General features: G+C 70.5%; 18 protein-coding genes. 6 read left to right on the forward strand and 12 right to left on the reverse strand.

Going from position 1 to position 16,768, the window contains the following annotated elements:
- Window positions 1-30 precede the first annotated feature (30 nt).
- The 5 genes from G4G93_RS17825 to G4G93_RS17845 form a co-directional block, all read right to left on the reverse strand.
- Entirely contained in the window at window positions 31-2,031 is a 2,001-nt protein-coding gene (locus tag G4G93_RS17825; protein WP_165085960.1) for a methyl-accepting chemotaxis protein, read from the reverse strand.
- Window positions 2,032-2,305: 274 nt separating this feature from the next.
- The gene (locus G4G93_RS17830) at window positions 2,306-3,004 is read right to left on the reverse strand and encodes a carbonic anhydrase (protein ID WP_165085962.1); all 699 of its coding nucleotides are present in this window, start codon (window positions 3,002-3,004) and stop codon (window positions 2,306-2,308) included.
- A gap of 35 nt (window positions 3,005-3,039) precedes the next feature.
- Window positions 3,040-3,555 carry an NUDIX hydrolase gene (locus G4G93_RS17835; protein WP_165085963.1) on the reverse strand — a complete coding sequence of 172 codons (516 nt, stop codon included), beginning with the start codon at window positions 3,553-3,555 and terminating at the stop codon, window positions 3,040-3,042.
- Entirely contained in the window at window positions 3,552-4,283 is a 732-nt protein-coding gene (locus G4G93_RS17840) for a DUF429 domain-containing protein (protein ID WP_165085964.1), read from the reverse strand. The genes G4G93_RS17835 and G4G93_RS17840 overlap by 4 nt, the downstream gene beginning before the upstream one ends.
- A 132-nt stretch (window positions 4,284-4,415) precedes the next feature.
- Entirely contained in the window at window positions 4,416-5,681 is a 1,266-nt protein-coding gene (locus G4G93_RS17845) for a D-amino acid dehydrogenase (RefSeq protein ID WP_165085966.1), read from the reverse strand.
- A 122-nt stretch (window positions 5,682-5,803) separates the two neighbouring features.
- On the opposite strand from G4G93_RS17845, the gene G4G93_RS17850 reads away from it, so the two are divergent.
- On the forward strand, window positions 5,804-6,301 hold the full coding sequence (locus G4G93_RS17850; RefSeq protein ID WP_165085967.1) for an Lrp/AsnC family transcriptional regulator: 498 nt from the start codon (window positions 5,804-5,806) through the stop codon (window positions 6,299-6,301).
- A 211-nt stretch (window positions 6,302-6,512) separates the two neighbouring features.
- Here the strand turns inward: G4G93_RS17850 and G4G93_RS17855 are convergent, their stop codons facing one another.
- Window positions 6,513-6,674, reverse strand: coding sequence for a hypothetical protein (locus G4G93_RS17855; RefSeq protein ID WP_165085969.1), 162 nt, complete (start codon window positions 6,672-6,674; stop codon window positions 6,513-6,515).
- A gap of 266 nt (window positions 6,675-6,940) precedes the next feature.
- Window positions 6,941-7,636: a GntR family transcriptional regulator gene (locus G4G93_RS17860; protein ID WP_165085970.1), complete on the reverse strand. Its 696-nt coding sequence runs from the start codon at window positions 7,634-7,636 to the stop codon at window positions 6,941-6,943.
- 176 nt (window positions 7,637-7,812) lie between these two features.
- Here G4G93_RS17860 and G4G93_RS17865 point away from each other — a divergent pair, with 176 nt between their 5' ends.
- The 5 genes from G4G93_RS17865 to G4G93_RS17885 all read left to right on the forward strand — a co-directional run bounded on the left by G4G93_RS17865 (window position 7,813) and on the right by G4G93_RS17885 (window position 13,181).
- Window positions 7,813-8,838 (forward strand): ABC transporter substrate-binding protein, encoded by a 1,026-nt coding sequence (locus G4G93_RS17865; protein ID WP_165085972.1) that lies wholly within the window; start codon window positions 7,813-7,815, stop codon window positions 8,836-8,838.
- A gap of 17 nt (window positions 8,839-8,855) precedes the next feature.
- A complete protein-coding gene (locus tag G4G93_RS17870; RefSeq protein WP_165085973.1) occupies window positions 8,856-9,620 on the forward strand; it encodes an ABC transporter ATP-binding protein in 765 nt (254 codons plus the stop codon).
- 46 nt (window positions 9,621-9,666) lie between these two features.
- A complete protein-coding gene (locus tag G4G93_RS17875; protein WP_165086093.1) occupies window positions 9,667-10,518 on the forward strand; it encodes an ABC transporter permease in 852 nt (283 codons plus the stop codon).
- Between the two features lie 85 nt (window positions 10,519-10,603).
- Complete coding sequence (araD, locus tag G4G93_RS17880; RefSeq protein WP_165085975.1) at window positions 10,604-12,400, forward strand: L-arabinonate dehydratase; 1,797 nt, start codon at window positions 10,604-10,606, stop codon at window positions 12,398-12,400.
- 31 nt (window positions 12,401-12,431) lie between these two features.
- The gene (locus G4G93_RS17885) at window positions 12,432-13,181 is read left to right on the forward strand and encodes an FkbM family methyltransferase (protein ID WP_165085976.1); all 750 of its coding nucleotides are present in this window, start codon (window positions 12,432-12,434) and stop codon (window positions 13,179-13,181) included.
- 118 nt (window positions 13,182-13,299) lie between these two features.
- Here the strand turns inward: G4G93_RS17885 and G4G93_RS17890 are convergent, their stop codons facing one another.
- The 5 genes from G4G93_RS17890 to G4G93_RS17910 form a co-directional block, all read right to left on the reverse strand.
- The gene (locus G4G93_RS17890; RefSeq protein WP_165085978.1) at window positions 13,300-13,941 is read right to left on the reverse strand and encodes a CatB-related O-acetyltransferase; all 642 of its coding nucleotides are present in this window, start codon (window positions 13,939-13,941) and stop codon (window positions 13,300-13,302) included.
- A gap of 211 nt (window positions 13,942-14,152) precedes the next feature.
- Window positions 14,153-14,386 carry a hypothetical protein gene (locus G4G93_RS17895; protein ID WP_165085980.1) on the reverse strand — a complete coding sequence of 78 codons (234 nt, stop codon included), beginning with the start codon at window positions 14,384-14,386 and terminating at the stop codon, window positions 14,153-14,155.
- Window positions 14,387-14,658: 272 nt separating this feature from the next.
- A complete protein-coding gene (locus G4G93_RS17900; RefSeq protein ID WP_246736848.1) occupies window positions 14,659-14,919 on the reverse strand; it encodes a hypothetical protein in 261 nt (86 codons plus the stop codon).
- Between the two features lie 141 nt (window positions 14,920-15,060).
- A complete protein-coding gene (locus tag G4G93_RS17905) occupies window positions 15,061-15,213 on the reverse strand; it encodes a hypothetical protein (protein WP_165085982.1) in 153 nt (50 codons plus the stop codon).
- A gap of 482 nt (window positions 15,214-15,695) precedes the next feature.
- The gene (locus G4G93_RS17910) at window positions 15,696-16,640 is read right to left on the reverse strand and encodes a glyoxylate/hydroxypyruvate reductase A (protein WP_165085984.1); all 945 of its coding nucleotides are present in this window, start codon (window positions 16,638-16,640) and stop codon (window positions 15,696-15,698) included.
- Window positions 16,641-16,768: the final 128 nt, after the last annotated feature.

Consider the following 16,768-nt stretch of genomic DNA (forward strand, 5'->3'; position numbering starts at 1 on the left):
GGCTCCCGCGCGAGGCCCGTAGGAGGATTATCAGGCCGCCCGGGCCTGCTCCCCGCCGCGCCGGTCGGCGATCTCGATCAGGAGCTGGTTGATCTCGCCGTTGACCTGCCCGGCCTCGCCGCTCAGGTCCACCGCCATCCCGGCGAGCCGCGTCGCGAGCGCGTCGGTCTCGCTCGCCACCTTCGGCAGCGTCGAGATGCCGGCGATCACCGTCTGGGTCCGGTCCGCCACGACCTGCATCATGTGGGTGATCTCGCCCGTGGTCGCGCTCTGCTCCTCGACCGCGGAGGCGATCGAGGTGGCGATGTCGGCGATCGTCCCCACCGTCGTGGCGATGCCGTCCACCGCGCCGAGCACGCTGCCGGAGGCCTTCCGCAGCGCACCCACCTGCCGGTCGATCTCGTCGGTCGCCCGGGCGGTCTGGCCGGCGAGGGACTTGACCTCCGCGGCGACCACCGCGAAGCCGCGTCCCGCCTCGCCGGCGCGGGCGGCCTCGATCGTGGCGTTGAGCGCCAGCAGGTTGGTCTGCCCGGCGATGGCGTGGATCAGGCCCGTGACGCTGCCGATGCGGTCGCTGAGTTCCGACATCTCGACGGCCAGCGCCCGCGTCGCGGCGGCCTGCGACCGCGCCTCCCGCATCGCCTCGGTCGACTGCGCCGCCCGGCCGGCGATCTCGTCGATCGAGGCCGAGAGTTCGGTCACGGCGCCGGCCGCGCCGGCGATCTCGGTGGCGGTCCCCTTCAGGTCGAGCACCGATTGCGACAGCCGCTCGCGGGTGTCGGTGGCGTGGCTCTGCACGCCCGCGCTCGCGCCCTGCATCGTGCCGGCGACGGTCTGGAAGTGGCGCACGCCGTTGCCCACCGTGTCGCGGACGCGCTCGGCGAGCTGCGCCATGAAGCGGCGCTCCTGGTTCACCAGGGCCTGGCGATGCTCGTCGTCGCTCGCCCGGGCGATCGTCTCGACGGTCCGGTCGCGAAAATGGACGATGGCGCGGGCCAACGCGGCGATCTCGTCGCCGCCCCGCGCCTCCGGCACGTCGGCATCGAGGGACTGGTCGGCCAGGGCGCGCACGCGCCGGTCGAGGCCGGCCAGGCTGCGCACGACCGAGCGCGTCAGCAGGAAGGCGAGCAGGAAAGCCAGCAGCGTCACCGACCCCGCGGCGCCCAAGGCGACGACCAGATGGGTGCGCAGGCCGGCGATCCGCGTCGCCAGCAGCCGGTCGAGCACGGCCGCGCCCTCCGACCACAACCGGTCGGTCCCGGCGACGAGGTCGGTCGCGGCGCGCTGGAACGGCGCGAGATCGGCCGCGCCCTGCCGGCCGGCCGCATGGGCCTCGGCGAGGGCGGCGGAGTGCCGGCTGAGTGCCTCGACCGCCCGAGCCAGGGCGGCGGCCGGCGCCGAGAGGGCACCCCGGACGGTCCCGCCGGCATCGGCCTTGGATGCGGCCTTCAGGGAGGCCTGGAGGCCGTCGGCGCTCGCCCGGAGCTTGCCCTCCTCGATCAGGAACAAGGCCGCATCGCCGGGCGTCAGCGCCGGCTTCGCGCGGAACTCCGCCGCCAGGGCCGCGAGCGTGCCGGCCTCCTGCAGCAGATCCGGCAGCTTCGCCACGACGGCATCCATCACGTAGAAGGAATCGAGATCGGGATCGAGGATCAGGTTGGAGCCGTCGCCGATCCGGGCGATCAGGGTCCGGGCCGCCTCCGCGGTCGCGGCGGCACCCTTGGGCCGGGCGAGGGCGAGGTCGCGGGCGGCCTCGCCGGTGGCCATCGTCGCGTCGTGCCGCTCCCGCGCGGCCTCGAAGGCGGCCCAACCGTCCCCGGCCGTCGTCGCGGCGGGAATCCGGGCCGCCACGCCCGAGCGCAGGACGGGCCAGGCCGCCTGGAGATACGCGACGCCCGCCTGCTCCCGGCTGGCGAAATCGATGTCCTTGGTCGACTGGTTGACGAACAGGCCGGCCAGCAACGTCACCGGCACCAGGAAAAGGGTGACGGTGGACGTCAGCTTCGTCTTGATCGTCAGACCCATCGACATGCGCGTTCCTCGCGGCCAATCGCGTGGCCTTGCTCGATCTGTTGCGAGAGACCCATGTCGCAGACGATCCGCCCGCGTGACCGGGCGGCGGCAATCGATCGAAATATCGCTCTCACGAGGAGATTAAGTGCAAACTGGTTTACGGAAATATAAATTCCAAATGATGACAGATGGTACGGCACCGGGTCCGGCCGTGCTCAGGTTCAGTCCTGTTTTCTCTACGGCAAGTTGTGGAGTCCGGCAGGCCGCAGCGGTGCGGCCCGCCGCTCGCTCGTCAGCCGCCGCTGCCGGCCTCGTCCTGGCAGCGGATCAGCTTGGTCGCACCCGCCGCCCGATCGGGCTCGGCGAGGCGGAACTCGCCGGTCTCGGGGTCGCGGATCCGCAGCTGCCCGGTGGCGATGCCGAAATGCGCGCCGTGCAGCTGGAGCTTGCCGCGCTCCACCAGGATCTTCACGCAGGGGAAGGTCATGAGGTTGCGCAGGCTGTTCGTCACCGTGGCGTATTCGAGCTGCTCGAGGTAGTCCGGCCCGCGCGGCTCGTCGCCGAGCGCTTCCGCCGCCGGGCGGATCAGCGAGACCCAGCGGCCGATGAAGTCGCCCGGCGAGAGCGGCGCGGCATCGTCCGCGTAGGCGCGCACGCCGCCGCAGCGGGCATGGCCCAGCACCACGATGTGCTTCACCTTGAGCGCCTGCACGGCGAATTCCAGCGCCGCCGAGGTGCCGTGATACTCGCCGCCGGTCTCGTAGGGAGGAACCAGGTTGGCGACGTTGCGCACCACGAACAGCTCGCCCGGCCGCGCGTCGAAGATCACCTCCGGCGAGACCCGGCTGTCGCAGCAGCTGATGATCAGGATCTCGGGGCTCTGCCCCTCGGCGAGGCTGGCATAGCGGTCCTGCTCGCGCACGAACCGGTCGTCGAGGAAGGCGCGGTAGCCCTCCGTCAGCGATTGCGGAAACGGGGTCGCGTCGGCCATGAATTCGCACTCCTTCGATGGACTCCGCGACAGGATTACGCCGCGCCGGGCCCCCAGGACAACGTCACCACCTCGGGGATCGCCTCGCCGGCCATGAGCCTTTTGGCCAGGGCGGCGAGGCCCTGCGGCTCGACCCGCTCGTGGGTCGCGGCGAGCTCGTCGAGCGGCCACCAGCGGGTGCCGTAGACGGGATTGTCCTCGGTCTCGGCGAGACGGCTGGTATCGACCCGGTCGTCGGGCAATCGCACCACGAAGTAGCGCTCGCGCGCGAAGCGCGACTTGTTGAACAGTGTGAAGGCGCCGTCGCAGCGGGCGACCTGGGGGCCGAGGGCGACGTCCCTGACGCCGATCTCCTCCTCCAGCTCGCGCCGGCAGGCCTCCTCCGGCGTCTCGCCGGGCTCGATGCCGCCGCCGGGCATGAACCAGAAGGTCCGGTCGCCCGGCCGGCCGGGATCGACGTCGCGGGAGGCCTCGTAGGCGATCAGGAGGAGCCGGCCCTTCGGGTCGAGCACCAGGGCGCGGGCGATGTCGCGGGTCGGCAAATCGGTCATGAGGGGCCCTCGCGGTGGGGAAGCGTCCAGATCGCGGCCGCCAGGCCGTGGGCGTCGCGCTCCGGCGGATCGGGATAGGACACGCCGCGCCCGTTGGCGATGGCCCGCGCCGCGGCCAAGGCCGCCAGCGCGTCGAGGAGGTCGTCGGGCTTGGCGCCCCGCGGCGGGGCGAGGTCGACGGGCAATCCGGCCTTGGCGAGAAGGCCGCGCCGCAGGGCCGCCCCCTCCGGCTTCCGCTTCGCGGCGGGGAGCGGCGTGCCGCCGTTGAGGCTCTGGAAGGCGAGTTCCGGATGGACCTCGTAGACCCGTGCCTGCAAGTCGGGCCGGGCGCGCAACAGGCCGTCCGCCTCGCGGATGCGGGGAAAGATCGCGTTGGCGGGCGGGGAGGGGGCGAAGGGCTGGGTCTCGGGCCGGCGCGACAGGGCGATGGCCGCGGTATAGTCGGGCGCGTAGACGACGCGGCGGGCCGAGGTCGGGAAGACGGAGGCGCGCCGGGGCCCCAGCAACGCCCGCACCAGCACCTCGGCCGTGCGGCCGCCGGGGCCGACCCGGTCGGGCAGGCCGATCGGGATGTCGACCGCGACGACGGCGGGGGCCTCCGGCGCGTCGCAGATCGCCTCCAGGCTCGGCAGGACCCGCGTGCGGATCTTTTCGGAGTTGCCGTCGCGCGGTCCGAAGGCGGCGACCCAGCCGCCCGGGCACCCGTCCACCCCCGCGACCCACGTCATGCGCCGGTTCTCCCGCCCGGGGCGGGATCTAGCGCATGGGTGGCGATTGTCGCGGGCGAACGGCGTCGGTCGCCGAACGGGCCCTTCCATGACGCGGAGGGTGTCGGTCATCGTGCGCGCGAGCGAACCGCCTCACGCCGCCCTGGCGTAGCGCGCTTCCGCCAGATCCTGATGGTCGATCTCCGGCGCCCGGCCGCCGATCAGGTCGGCGAGCAGCCGGCCCGAGCCGCAGGCCATGGTCCAGCCGAGCGTGCCGTGGCCGGTATTGGTGTAGAGGTTCGAATAGCTCGTGGCGCCGACGATCGGGGTGCCGTCCGGGGTCATCGGGCGCAGGCCGGTCCAGAACTTCGCCTGCGCGACGTCGCCGCCCGCCGGGAAGAGATCGAGGACCGAGCGCTCCAGGGTCGCCCGGCGCGGGCCGCGTAGGGCGTTGCTGAAGCCGGCGAGTTCCGCCGTGCCGCCGACCCGGATGCGGTCGCCGAGGCGGGTGATCGCCACCTTGAAGGTCTCGTCCATCACGGTCGAGACCGGGGCGGCGTCGGCATCGGTGATCGGCAGGGTCAGGGAATAGCCCTTCACCGGATAGACGGGAATCTCGATGCCCAGCGGCTTGAGCATCATCGGGGTGTAGCTGCCCATGGCGGCGACATACGTGTCCGCGGTCAGCACCTCGCCGCCGGCAAGCCGCACGCCGGCGATCCGGCCGCCCTCCTGGCGGAGGCCGGTGATCGTCGCGCCGTAGCGGATCGTCACGCCCATGCTCTCGCAGATCGCCGCGAGGCGCTGCGTGAACAGATGCGCGTCGCCGGTCTCGTCGCCCGGCAGGCGCAGGCCGCCCACGAAGGTGCCGGCGACCCGGGCGAGCGCCGGCTCGGCGGCGATGCAGCCCGCCGGGTCCAGCACCTCGTAGGGCACGCCGTATTCGTCGAGCACGCCGGTATCGTCGCCGACATGGTCGAGCTGCTTCTGGGTGCGGAAGAGCTGGAGCGTGCCCTTCTCGCGGTGATCGTAGGTGATGCCGGTCTCGGTGCGCAGGTCACGCAGCACGTCGCGGCTGTACTCGGCGAGCCGCACCATCCGGCCCTTGTTGCGGCGGTACGCGTCCTCGGTGCAGTTCGCCAGCATCTTGGCGAGCCAGCCGTAGAGCTTGGGCTCCAGGCTCGGCCACAGCACCAGCGGCCGGTGGCGCATCATCAGCCACTTCATCGCCTTGATCGGGATGCCCGGGGCGGCCCAGGGGGCCGAGTAGCCGGGGGAGACTTGGCCGGCATTGGCGAAGCTGGTCTCGAGGCCGGCGCCGGGCTGGCGGTCGAGCACCGTGACCTGGTGTCCGGCCTTGGCGAGATAATAGGCCGAGGTGACGCCAACCACGCCGCCGCCGAGGATCAGAACGCGCATCGCCGAGAATCCCTGTCGCGCCCTGCCTTCGTCCGTATCCGACCCGGCGCCCGGTCGACGGCCCTAGTGTCGCGCAAGGATCGCCGAATTTCCCGCCGGATCGTCGCAGGAGCTGCGACTTCATGCTACGATACGCCAGGATCTGCGAACGAACGACAGGATCTTGCGCAGTGGCGGGACGGGACGAGATCGACGCGCGCATGCTGCGCGTCCTGCGCGACGACGGGCGCATCAGCAACGCGGATCTCGCCGCCAAGGTCGGCCTGTCGCCCTCGGCCTGCCTGCGCCGCCTGCGGCTGCTGGAACAGAACGGCACCATCCGCGGCTACACCGCCCTGATCGAGGCCGACGAGCGCGAGGCCCATCTCGTGGTGCTGACCCAGATCACCCTGGAACGGCAGACCGAGGAGTCGCTCAACCGCTTCGAGGCCGCGGTGCGCCGCTGCCCGGAGGTGCGCGACTGCTACCTGATGACCGGCCTGTCCGATTACCTGATGCGGATCGAGGTGTCGGATGCGGGCGATTACGAGCGCCTGCACAAGGAGGTGCTGTCGCGGCTGCCGGGGGTGGCGCGGATCCAGTCGAGCTTCGCGATCCGGACGGTGGTGGGGCGGGGGTAGGACGTTGCTCGGGAGATCATGCTTCGTCGTCCGCTGAAAGACTTCAAACCCTCCATCGTCATCCCGAGGCCGCGCAGCGGAACCCGGGATCCATAACCGCTGAGACGTCAGGATGAAGCGGCACGCGAGCCGCCGGGTTCTGCACTGTCGGCGGTTATGGATCCCGGGTTCTCGCCTTCAGCGAGTCCCGGGATGACGTAGAGGGAGCAGCTTATCGTTGGGGAGGTTCCCGTGAAATGCCATGCTCGCCGATGTGTTCGAGGCGATCTCGCGGCAAGTTCTCACGCGTCCAAGCATTGACGATGCACAGTACGAGGCGGCGGTCGCCGCGATGAACGGCCTCATCGATGCCGGTGCGGGTGACGAAGGACATTCCCTGGCCCCGCTCCTCGGCCTCCTGGCGCGTTCATCGCCGATTACGAGGCGACGGCGTTGCCCCGGCCCGATGCCCCGCCGGCCGAGGTGCCGCGCCTGCTGATGGAGCAGCACGGGCCCAAGCAGGGCGACCTGCCCGAGATCGGCAGCCAGGGCGTGGTCTCGGAACTCCTGAGCGGCAAGCGCGAGCTGAACAGGAACCAGAGCGCCCGTTTGTCGGAGCGCTTCGACGTCAGTCCGGCGACGTTCTTCCGACCGCGCGCATCAGGCGAAATAGGCCGGCCAGCGCGCCCGGATCTCGTCGCCGAGGGCGATCGACTTCGACAGGTGATCGCGCAGGGCCTCCTGCGCCGCCTCGGGCGCGCCATCCGTGAGCGCCGCGACGATCCGCCGGTGATCGGCCACGATCTGCTGCGCCTTGCCCTCCACCGGCAGGTGCAGGCGGCGCAGGCGGTCGATATGGCCGCTGCGGCGGCGGATCAGGTCCCAGAGGTCGGGCACGTCCGCCGCCTCGCACAGGGCGCGATGGAAGGCCTCGTCGCTGGCGGATAACCGCGCGAGGTCGCCCTCCTCGGCGAAGACCGCCTGCTCGGCCACGAAGGCCTGGAGGCGGGCGAGGAGCGCCCGGTCGGGCGAGAGCGCCAGGGTGCGCACCACCTCCTGCTCGACGGCGCGGCGCAGGAACTGCGCCTGGCGGGCCGCCGCGAGGTCGATGCGGCTCACCACCGTGGCCGATTGCGGGAAGATGTCGACCAGCCCCTCCTCCTGGAGGCGCAGCAGCGCATCGCGGATCGGGGTGGCGCTGAGCCCGAAGCTCGCCTGCAATTCGGGCCGCGACAGCACCGTGCCGGGCGCGAGATCGAGCGAGACGATTTTTTCCCGGATGAGGTCGAAGACCTGCGGGGCGGCATGGCGCGAGCGGTCGCGGAGACGCTGCGCACCGGCGAAGACGGCGTTCATGACGGGCGGACTCTGACGACGACGGGGAGCGGCCGAGGCCGTCCCACGGTCAACCTAGCACGGACCGGTTCGGGTTGACATACTAATGCATTACCATTTTAGTGAGGGGGTCAGGCCAAACGCTAACAACCGGCCGGCATGCGTCGCTCGCGACGAGCGACATCGGGAGAACGTCCATGATCCACTCGCCCGCGCGCCGCGCCTTCGCGGCGGGCCTTCTCGCTGCCGGCGCGTGCCTGTCCGGGGCGGTCCCGGCTCTGGCGCAGCAGAAGAGCGAGATCGCGATCACGCGCCAGCCCGGCATCATCTACCTGCCGACCCACGTCATCGAGAAGCAGGGGCTGATCGAGAAGCACGCCGAGCGTCTGGGTGTTCCGGGCGTGAAGACGAAGTGGATCACCTTCACCGGCGGCGGCAGCCAGACCGACGCGCTGCTCGCCGGCGGGGTCGACATCGTCAATACCGGGGTCGGCAACCTGCTGCTGCTCTGGGACCGGACGCGGGGCGGGGTGAAGGGTATCGTCGCCACCTCGGCGCTGCCGCTGCTGCTCATCAGCCGCGACCCGAAGATCAAGACGATCAAGGACATCGCGACGGGCGACAAGGTCGCGGTGCCGACCGTGAAGGTCTCGACGCAGGCGATCCTGCTGCAGATGGCGGCGGGCGAGGCGTACGGCGCCGACCAGGCGAACCGGCTCGACGCCAACACGGTGCAGCTCGGCCACCCGGACGCCGCGATCGCGCTCGCCAACCCGACCCACGAGATCCGGACCCACTTCGCGGCCCCGCCCTTCCAGTACGTCGAGCTGCGCACCGTGCCGGGCGCCCACATCGTCGCCCGCTCGCCCGACATCATCGGCGGGCCGCTGACGCAGGGCCAGTTCTTCACCACCACCAAGTTCGCCGACGCCAACCCGAAGATCGTCCAGGCGGTCCGCGCGGCCTCCGAGGAGGCACAAGCCTTCATCCGCCAGGACACCCGCAAGGCGGTCGAGATCTACCGTGAGGTGACCGGTGACAAGACCAGCGCCGAGGACCTGCTGGGCTACCTGGGTGAGCCCGGCATGATGGAGTTCAACCTCCAGCCCCAGGGCACGATGCGCTTCGCCGAGCATCTCGGGCGGAACGGCACCCTGCGCACCAAGCCGAAGGCCTGGACCGACTACTACCTGCCGGTCGCCCACGACCTCAGCGGCAGCTGACGGGAGACGACGCGCTCATGACCGCCCTCCTCGACGTCCGCGGCGTCACGCTGCGCTACAAGACGCCCAACGTGCTGGTCACCGCGACCGAGCGCGTCAGCTTCCAGGTCGATGCGTCCGACCGCTTCGTGCTGCTCGGACCGTCCGGCTGCGGCAAGTCCACCCTGCTCAAGGCGGTGGGCGGCTACCTGCATCCGAGCGAGGGCGAGATCCGCATCAAGGACCGGGTGGTCAAGGAGCCCGGCGCCGACCGGATGATGGTCTTCCAGGAATTCGACCAGCTCCTGCCCTGGAAGACGGTGCTGGAGAACGTCACCTTCCCGCTCCTCAACGCCCGCAAGATGACCCGCCGCGCGGCAGAGGAGCGGGCGCGGGCCTATATCGAGAAGGTCGGCCTGACGCGGGCGATCGACAGCTACCCCCACACCCTCTCGGGCGGCATGAAGCAGCGCGTGGCGATCGCCCGCGGCATGGCGATGGAGCCCGACATCCTGCTGATGGACGAGCCCTTCGCGGCGCTCGACGCGCTGACCCGGCGCACCTGCCAGGACGAGCTGTTGCAGCTCTGGGAGGAGACGAAGTTCACCGTACTCTTCGTCACCCACTCGATCGCCGAGGCGATCAAGATCGGCAACCGCATCCTGCTGCTCTCGCCCCATCCGGGCCGGGTCAAGGCCGAGGTGCGCGACGTCGACAAGGTCTCGGCCCAGGACGGCAGCGCCGGTCAGCTCGAACAGCAGATCCACGACCTGCTGTTCGCCCACGAGCCAGAGCATCACTGATCGATCGTCGAGGAAGCAAGCCATGAGCACCACGACGCGCCCCGCGATGCCGGCCCGCATCATCATGAGTGAGGCCACGCCCGCCGCCGACGGCGCGGTCGAGCGGCAGCTCGGCACCGCCGAGATCCTGTGGAACAGCGGCTTCGTCCGCAAAACCGTGATCATCGTCGCGCTGGCGCTGGTCTGGGAGGTCTATGCCCGGATCCTCGACAATCCGCTCCTGTTCCCGACCTTCTCCGACACCGTCACGACGCTCTACGACCAGACGATCGACGGCACGATCCCGAGCCGGGCGCTGTCGTCGATCAAGGTGCTGCTGATGGGCTACGTCGCCGGCATTCTGCTCGCCGCCACGCTGACCATGCTGGCGATCTCGACCCGCATCGGCACCGACTTCCTCGAGACGATGACGGCGATGTTCAATCCCCTGCCGGCCATCGCGCTGCTGCCGCTCGCGCTGATCTGGTTCGGGCTGGGCAACGGCAGCCTGGTCTTCGTGCTGGTCCACTCGGTGCTGTGGGCGGTGGCGCTCAACACCCATTCGGGCTTCCGCGGCGTCTCGAACACGCTGCGGATGGTCGGGCGCAACTACGGGCTCAAAGGGCTCCCTTATGTCACCAAGATCCTGATCCCGGCGGCCTTCCCGAGCATCCTCACCGGCCTCAAGATCGGCTGGGCCTTCGCCTGGCGCACCCTGATCGCGGCGGAACTGGTCTTCGGCGTCTCGTCGGGGGCGGGCGGGCTCGGCTGGTTCATCTTCGAGAACCGCAACCTCCTCGACATCCCGGCCGTCTTCGCGGGACTGCTCACCGTGATCATCATCGGCCTCGTGGTCGAGAACCTGATCTTCCGCACGCTGGAGCGGCGGACGGTACAGAAATGGGGCTTGCAGCACTGACCTGACCCCTCCCCCCTCTGCGGGGGAGGGGTCGGGCGGCGCGGAATTCATATCTTGTAAGACAACAACTAGCAGGAGCCTCACCATGGCCCGCGATCCGCTCCCCCCGCCCGACCTCGAGCCCGGCACCATTCCGGACGGCCCGCAGGTCGTGCGCCGCGATCCCGCCTCTCTACGCTCCGCCCGCTGGTTCGGCCCGGCGGACCTGCGCTCCTTCGGGCACCGCTCCCGCGCGATGCAGATGGGCTACGCCCCCGAGGAATGGACCGGCAAACCGGTCATCGCGATTCTCAACACCTGGTCCGACCTCCAGCCCTGCCACGCCCATTTCAAGCACCGCGTCGACGACGTGAAGCGCGGGATCCTGATGGCGGGCGGTTTCCCGGTCGAGCTGCCGGCGATCTCGGTCTCCGAGAGCTTCGTCAAGCCGACCACCATGCTCTATCGCAACATGCTGGCGATGGAGACCGAGGAGCTGTTGCGCTCCCACCCGGTCGACGGCGCGGTGCTGATGGGCGGCTGCGACAAGTCCACCCCGGGCCTGCTGCTCGGCGCCACCAGCATGAACCTGCCGGCGATCTACATCCCGGCCGGCCCGATGCTGCGCGGCAACTGGCAGGGCAAGGTGCTGGGCTCCGGCTCCGACAGCTGGAAGTACTGGGACGAGCTGCGCGCCGGCAAGATCACCGACCAGGACTGGCTCGGGATCGAGGGCGGCATCGCCCGCTCCTACGGCACCTGCATGACCATGGGCACCGCCTCGACCATGACGGCGATCGCCGAGGCCGTGGGCATGGTGCTGCCCGGCGGCTCGTCGATTCCGGCCGCCGATGCCGGCCATATCCGGCTCTCCTCGGAATCCGGCCGGCGCATCGTCGACATGGTGTGGGAAGATTTGACCCCGCAGCGGATCCAGACCCGAGAGGCCTACGAGAACGCCATCGCGGTCGCCATGGCGATGGGCTGCTCGACCAACGCCATCATCCACCTGATCGCCATGGCGCGCCGGGCCGGCCACGCCATCGGCCTCGACGATTTCGAGCGCTACAGCCGCATCGTCCCGGTGATCGGCAACGTGCGCCCGAGCGGCAACACCTACCTGATGGAGGACTTCTTCTACGCCGGCGGCATCCGGGCGCTGATGAACGAGATCCGCGAGCACCTGCATCTCGACTGCCTGACCGTCAGCGGCCGGACGCTCGGCGAGACGATCGAGGGTGCGAAGGTCCACAACGCCGACGTGATCCGGCCGCTCTCGAACCCGGTCTACGGCCAGGGCTCGCTGGCGGTGCTGAAGGGCAACCTCGCCCCGAGCGGCTGCGTCATCAAGCCGGCGGCGATGGACCAGCGCTTCCTCAAGCATTCCGGCCCGGCCCTGGTCTTCGACGATTACCCGTCCCTCAAGGCGGCGATCGACGACGAGACCCTCGACGTCACCGCCGACCACGTGCTGGTCCTGCGCAATGCCGGGCCGCAGGGGGGCCCGGGCATGCCGGAATGGGGCATGCTGCCGATGCCGAAGAAGCTCCTGAAGGAAGGTCACCGCGACATGCTGCGCCTGTCGGATGCGCGGATGAGCGGCACCAGCTACGGCGCCTGCGTGCTCCACGTGGCACCCGAAGCCTTCATCGGCGGGCCGCTGGCGCTCCTGCGCACCGGCGACGTCGTCAGCATCGACGTCGAGGCCCGGTCGATCCGCATGGAGGTCTCGGACGAGGAGCTGGAACGCCGCCGCGCCGCCTGGACCCCGCCGGCCCCCCGCTACGAGCGCGGCTACGGCGTGATGTTCTCGCGCCACATCCAGCAGGCGGACGAGGGCTGCGACTTCGACTTCCTGCGCACCGAGTACGGCGCCCCGGTGCCCGAGCCGGCGATCTACTGATAGGGCTCCGGAGTTCGATCCGGAGCACCCGATGACCCGCCCCAAGGGAACCGCCGCCGCGACCGGCCGCTCGCTGCGGATCTATCGTGGGGCGGGTGCCCCGCACGCCGCCATGGACGCGCTCTACCGCCGCTTCGTGCGGCCGGGCGACCTCGTCTTCGATCTCGGCGCCCATGTCGGGGATCGCGTCGCGGCCTTCCGCCGCCTCGGCGCCCGGGTCGTGGCGCTGGAGCCGCAGCCCGGACCGATGCGAGCCCTGCACCTGCTCCACGGCCGCGATTCCGGGGTGACCCTGGTCGCGGCGGCGGTCGGCGACGAAGCGGGCGAGGTCGTGTTCCATCTCAACTCGGCGAACCCGACCGTGTCCTCGGTCTCGGCGGAGTTCGTGGCCGGGGCGGCTGGCGCGCCGGGTTGGGAGGATCAGGTCTGGGACCGGGCGATCACGGTGCCGGCCACCACCCTCGACCGGCTGGTGGCCGAGCACGGGCGCCCGGCCTTCGTGAAGATCGACGTCGAGGGGTTCGAGGACCGGGTCCTGGCAGGCCTCTCCGTCCCGCTCCCCGCCCTGTCGTTCGAGTTCACCACCATCGCGCGGGACGTGGCCCTGCGCTGCCTCGACCGGCTCGCATCTTTAGGCGCTTACGGGTTCGACGTCGCGCTCGGCGAGAGCCAGGCCATGAGCTTCGGGCGCTTCGTCGGGCGGCAGGAAATGGCGCGATATCTGATGGACTTGCCGCAGGCGGCGAATTCCGGGGATGTCTACGCGGTGCTCCCGGCCTGAACGGCCGGGAGGGTCCCCGCCGTCGAGACGCCCTTTACGCCCCTGCGAAGAACGGGCAACGGTTCCCTGCGGAAAGAGGCCCCGGCGGGGCCGGCGCCGCCCGTTGCGGCGGTCACGGTCATTCGGCTCGCTCGAGGGCGTCGATATCGGCGCCGCGAATGGCGGCGAGGTTTCCGGTGATGCGCACGATCGGCCAGTTCCACCAGGCGACGCGACCGAGGCGCTCCACGATGTCGGGCGGAAAGCGGCGGCGGCGCTCGACGGCCGGATTGCCCGCGACGATCGCGTAAGGGGCGACATCCTTCGCGACCACGCTGAAGGCGCCGATCACCGCGCCGTCGCCGATCGTGACGCCCGGCAGGATCACCGCCTCTGCGCCGATCCAGACATCGTTGCCGACCACCGTGTCGCCGCGCAAGCCCGCCGTGATCGTGCCGACGTCGAAGCCCTCCTCCCATCCGCCCCCGAAGATGTTGAAGGGAAAGGTGGAGAAGCCCGTCAAGGCGTGGTTCGCGCCGTTCATGATGAAGCGCACGCCCGTCGCGATGGCGCAGAAACGGCCGATCCGCAGCTTGTCGCCCAGGAAGTCGTAATGGTGCAGCACGTTGCGCGACGCGAAGAGCAGCGCGTTCTCGGGGTCGTCGTAATAGGTGAAGTCGCCGATCTCGATCTTGGGATCGTCGATCAGGGGCTTCAGGAACACGATCCGCTGGTGCGCGGGCACGGGATGGAGCGAGCGGGGGTCTGGTCCGAGAGGCATGGGAGCCTCCGCTATCATGGCACCGCGGCGCTAGTCCAACCTGACGCAGACTCGACGCGATGACCCCGGCACGGCCTGTGCGCGCGGGACGATGCGGGCCTGAAGCGGCCCCACCGCGATCCGGCCAGGATTCCCGCCGGTCCGGGAAGCGTGAAACGACGGGGAGCGGATGCCGGCCCGTGGCCGGCACCGATGTCGTGAAGCGGCCCGGTCAGTCGGCCGAGCGCACGATCTTGGTGATGGCGAGCGGGGGCTTGCCGGACTTTTCCGCGATGTCGCGGTCCTGCTCCTCGATCACCTGGCGGACGGCGCCATCGACATCGTGCTCGAGCGTGGCGGTCCGGGGCACCCGGCGGTTGGAGCGGCGCGAGCCGTCCTCGTAATAGACGTCGAACAGGACGTAGCCCGTATCCTGTACCTTCGGCTTCTGCTTCGAACGCAGCATGGTCGTTGACTCTTCTTGGCGGCGGGGTGCCCACGGCGTGACAGCGCGGCCCAGGAGGCCACGCTGCGTGCGGCCCGCGCCGCGAGGGGGAGGATCGATCGGACGATGGCGGTCCTTCAGGGCGCCTCGCCGGGGGGCCTGCCTCGGAGGGGCGGGCGCGACGCGACCGAGGATATGGCCCCGAACGATGCCGAACGCCAGCGCGAAGCGCCAGCATCGATGCCGCAGTGCAGAAGCGAACGAACGAAGGAAGCCGTGGAGCGGTCCGGCGGTCAGCCGGTATACATCACCGCCGCCACCGGGGCGGGCTTGCTCGGCGCCGTGTGGGTCATGGCCCAGATCGACCAGGCGGCCAGGGCCGAGCAGGAGAGCAGAACCAGCCCCCGGACATAGCGCCCGCGGTGGATGTCGCGCACGGCATAGACCGGCATCAGCGCCGCCTTGGCGAGGTTACGCAGGGCCAGAACCATCAGGATCGCCATGAAGGCCGTCATCGTCCCGAGCATGTCCATCCCCCATCGGCCGTGAGCCATGGCGGAGCTTATCCCCGCAACACGACGAAACGAAGCCACCCGCAGGAAAAAATTACTGCGACGTGTCAACTCGGCCACAGCGATCCTGCACGCCGAATGGTTAACGACACGTAACCCGTTCGCGACGCGCATCGCCGCCGCTCATCGCTTCCGCGCGAAATCCGGCCCCGCATAGGCGCGGACCGTGCGCCCGCCGGCGACGTCGTCCCACGGCGTGTCGAGGCCGTCGAGCCGGACGGCGATCCGCTCCGGATCGGCCCGACGCAAGGAAAGGTCGGTCTGCCACAGGGCCATGCCGCAGCCGATGTCGGAGCCGACCAGGGTCGGCCGATCAGGCCCTCCGACAGGAAGGCCGCCCCGACCGGGCCGTTCTTGCCGGGGTGGAGGTCCGGCATGCCGACGGTCTCGCGCATGCCGGGACGGGCGCCGGTCTCGTCGAGCTGGCGCAGGGCCTCGCCGTCGATCCAGGTTGACGCGGAGGCGACCACGCGAACGCCGGGGGCGCGCGTGGCGATGATCGAATTGCCCAGGGGGGATGGGGATTCCGCGGTCGCCGGAGCGACCTGAAGACGAGCTTCAGCGGGCGGACAAGCTGCCTCGCCGCGTCAGAACGCCGGTCCGCCGCCTGCACGGGGATCCTCGCGTCTTTGCCCCGTCAGAGGACGCGGCGGGCATGGATGGATTCCATGGCTCGCCCTCCCGCCGGGTCCAGTCCCGGTCCACGACACGCTCTTGCCGCTATGGAAGAGGTGCGGCAATGCGCGAGGCAAGGGCCGTCAGTAGCCCCGCGCCGCATCGACCGTGCCCGGCGGCACCCGGCCCTCGCGCACCGCCTCGGCCGCGGCGAGGAGGGTGCGGGCGACGGCCTGCGGGCTCGCCTCGCAGGCCTCGTGCGGGGTGATGCGGATCGCCGGGTGGTCCCAGAACGGATGGGCGGCGGGCAGCGGCTCGATGGCGAACACGTCGAGGGCGGCGCCCGCGAGCCGGCCGGAGTCGAGCGCCGCCAGGAGATCGGCCTCGACCAAGTGCTCGCCGCGGCCGACCTGGATCAGGATGCCCCCCGGGCGCAGGCGGGAGAACAGGTGCCCATCGAGGATGCCCCGCGTCTCCGGCGTCAGCGGCAACAGGTTCACCAGGACTTCCGTCTCACCGAGCATCGTCGCGAGCCCGTCCGGGCCGTGATGGTGGGTGATGCCGGGATCGGCGCCTTGGGGCGTGCGGCCCCAAACCCGCACTGGGAAGCCGAGGGCGGCCAGATCGCCGGCGACGCGCCGTCCGATCTTTCCGTAGCCGAGGATCCCCACCGGTACCGCGCCCGCGTCCCTCGGGTAGAGGCGGCGCCAGGCCCGGTCGCGCTGGTTCTCCGCATAGACCTGAAAGCGCCGCTGGTGGCCGATGACGTGCCAGAGCACGAAGCCCGACATCGCCCGCGCCTGGTCGGGATCGACCACCCGCACCACCGGCAGGTCCGGTGGACGCCCGGGGCAGGCGAGGAGATTGTCGACACCGGCCGCGATCGAGCACAGCGCCGCGAGGTTGGGGTAGCGCGCCAGCGCGTCGGCGGGCGGGCGCCAGCCCAGCGCCAGGCGCACCCGCTCCGGGTTCGGTGCGGGATGATCCAGGATCTCGACCCGGTCGGCGATCTCGTCGAGCGCCGCGCCGAACAGGCCGCGCAGGTCGGTGGCGGTGCTGAGCAGCACGCAGGGAAGGCGGTCCATCATCGGGGCCTGTATACTCGATGCGGAAAATGAATTCGGCAATCGTGCCAAGCATCCACCACGTCATCCCGGGGCTCGCCGAAGGCGAGAACCCGGGATCCATAACCGCCGACGGTGCAGGGCGAGGCGGA

The sequence above is a fragment of the Methylobacterium sp. DB0501 genome (genome assembly GCF_011043735.1).
In the GTDB taxonomy this organism is placed as follows: Bacteria; Pseudomonadota; Alphaproteobacteria; order Rhizobiales; family Beijerinckiaceae; genus Methylobacterium; species Methylobacterium alsaeris.

Excerpts from the sequence above, each read along its gene's own strand:
- G4G93_RS17825 (WP_165085960.1), bottom strand. The coding sequence starts at position 2,031 with ATGTCGATGGGTCTGACGATCAAGACGAAGCTGACGTCCACCGTCACC.
- G4G93_RS17830 (WP_165085962.1), bottom strand. The coding sequence starts at position 3,004 with ATGGCCGACGCGACCCCGTTTCCGCAATCGCTGACGGAGGGCTACCGC.
- G4G93_RS17835 (WP_165085963.1), bottom strand. The coding sequence starts at position 3,555 with ATGACCGATTTGCCGACCCGCGACATCGCCCGCGCCCTGGTGCTCGAC.
- G4G93_RS17840 (WP_165085964.1), bottom strand. The coding sequence starts at position 4,283 with ATGACGTGGGTCGCGGGGGTGGACGGGTGCCCGGGCGGCTGGGTCGCC.
- G4G93_RS17845 (WP_165085966.1), bottom strand. The coding sequence starts at position 5,681 with ATGCGCGTTCTGATCCTCGGCGGCGGCGTGGTTGGCGTCACCTCGGCC.
- G4G93_RS17850 (WP_165085967.1), top strand. The coding sequence starts at position 5,804 with ATGCTACGATACGCCAGGATCTGCGAACGAACGACAGGATCTTGCGCA.
- G4G93_RS17855 (WP_165085969.1), bottom strand. The coding sequence starts at position 6,674 with ATGTCCTTCGTCACCCGCACCGGCATCGATGAGGCCGTTCATCGCGGC.
- G4G93_RS17860 (WP_165085970.1), bottom strand. The coding sequence starts at position 7,636 with ATGAACGCCGTCTTCGCCGGTGCGCAGCGTCTCCGCGACCGCTCGCGC.
- G4G93_RS17865 (WP_165085972.1), top strand. The coding sequence starts at position 7,813 with ATGATCCACTCGCCCGCGCGCCGCGCCTTCGCGGCGGGCCTTCTCGCT.
- G4G93_RS17870 (WP_165085973.1), top strand. The coding sequence starts at position 8,856 with ATGACCGCCCTCCTCGACGTCCGCGGCGTCACGCTGCGCTACAAGACG.
- G4G93_RS17875 (WP_165086093.1), top strand. The coding sequence starts at position 9,667 with ATGCCGGCCCGCATCATCATGAGTGAGGCCACGCCCGCCGCCGACGGC.
- araD (WP_165085975.1), top strand. The coding sequence starts at position 10,604 with ATGGCCCGCGATCCGCTCCCCCCGCCCGACCTCGAGCCCGGCACCATT.
- G4G93_RS17885 (WP_165085976.1), top strand. The coding sequence starts at position 12,432 with ATGACCCGCCCCAAGGGAACCGCCGCCGCGACCGGCCGCTCGCTGCGG.
- G4G93_RS17890 (WP_165085978.1), bottom strand. The coding sequence starts at position 13,941 with ATGCCTCTCGGACCAGACCCCCGCTCGCTCCATCCCGTGCCCGCGCAC.
- G4G93_RS17895 (WP_165085980.1), bottom strand. The coding sequence starts at position 14,386 with ATGCTGCGTTCGAAGCAGAAGCCGAAGGTACAGGATACGGGCTACGTC.
- G4G93_RS17900 (WP_246736848.1), bottom strand. The coding sequence starts at position 14,919 with ATGGCTCACGGCCGATGGGGGATGGACATGCTCGGGACGATGACGGCC.
- G4G93_RS17905 (WP_165085982.1), bottom strand. The coding sequence starts at position 15,213 with ATGGCCCTGTGGCAGACCGACCTTTCCTTGCGTCGGGCCGATCCGGAG.
- G4G93_RS17910 (WP_165085984.1), bottom strand. The coding sequence starts at position 16,640 with ATGATGGACCGCCTTCCCTGCGTGCTGCTCAGCACCGCCACCGACCTG.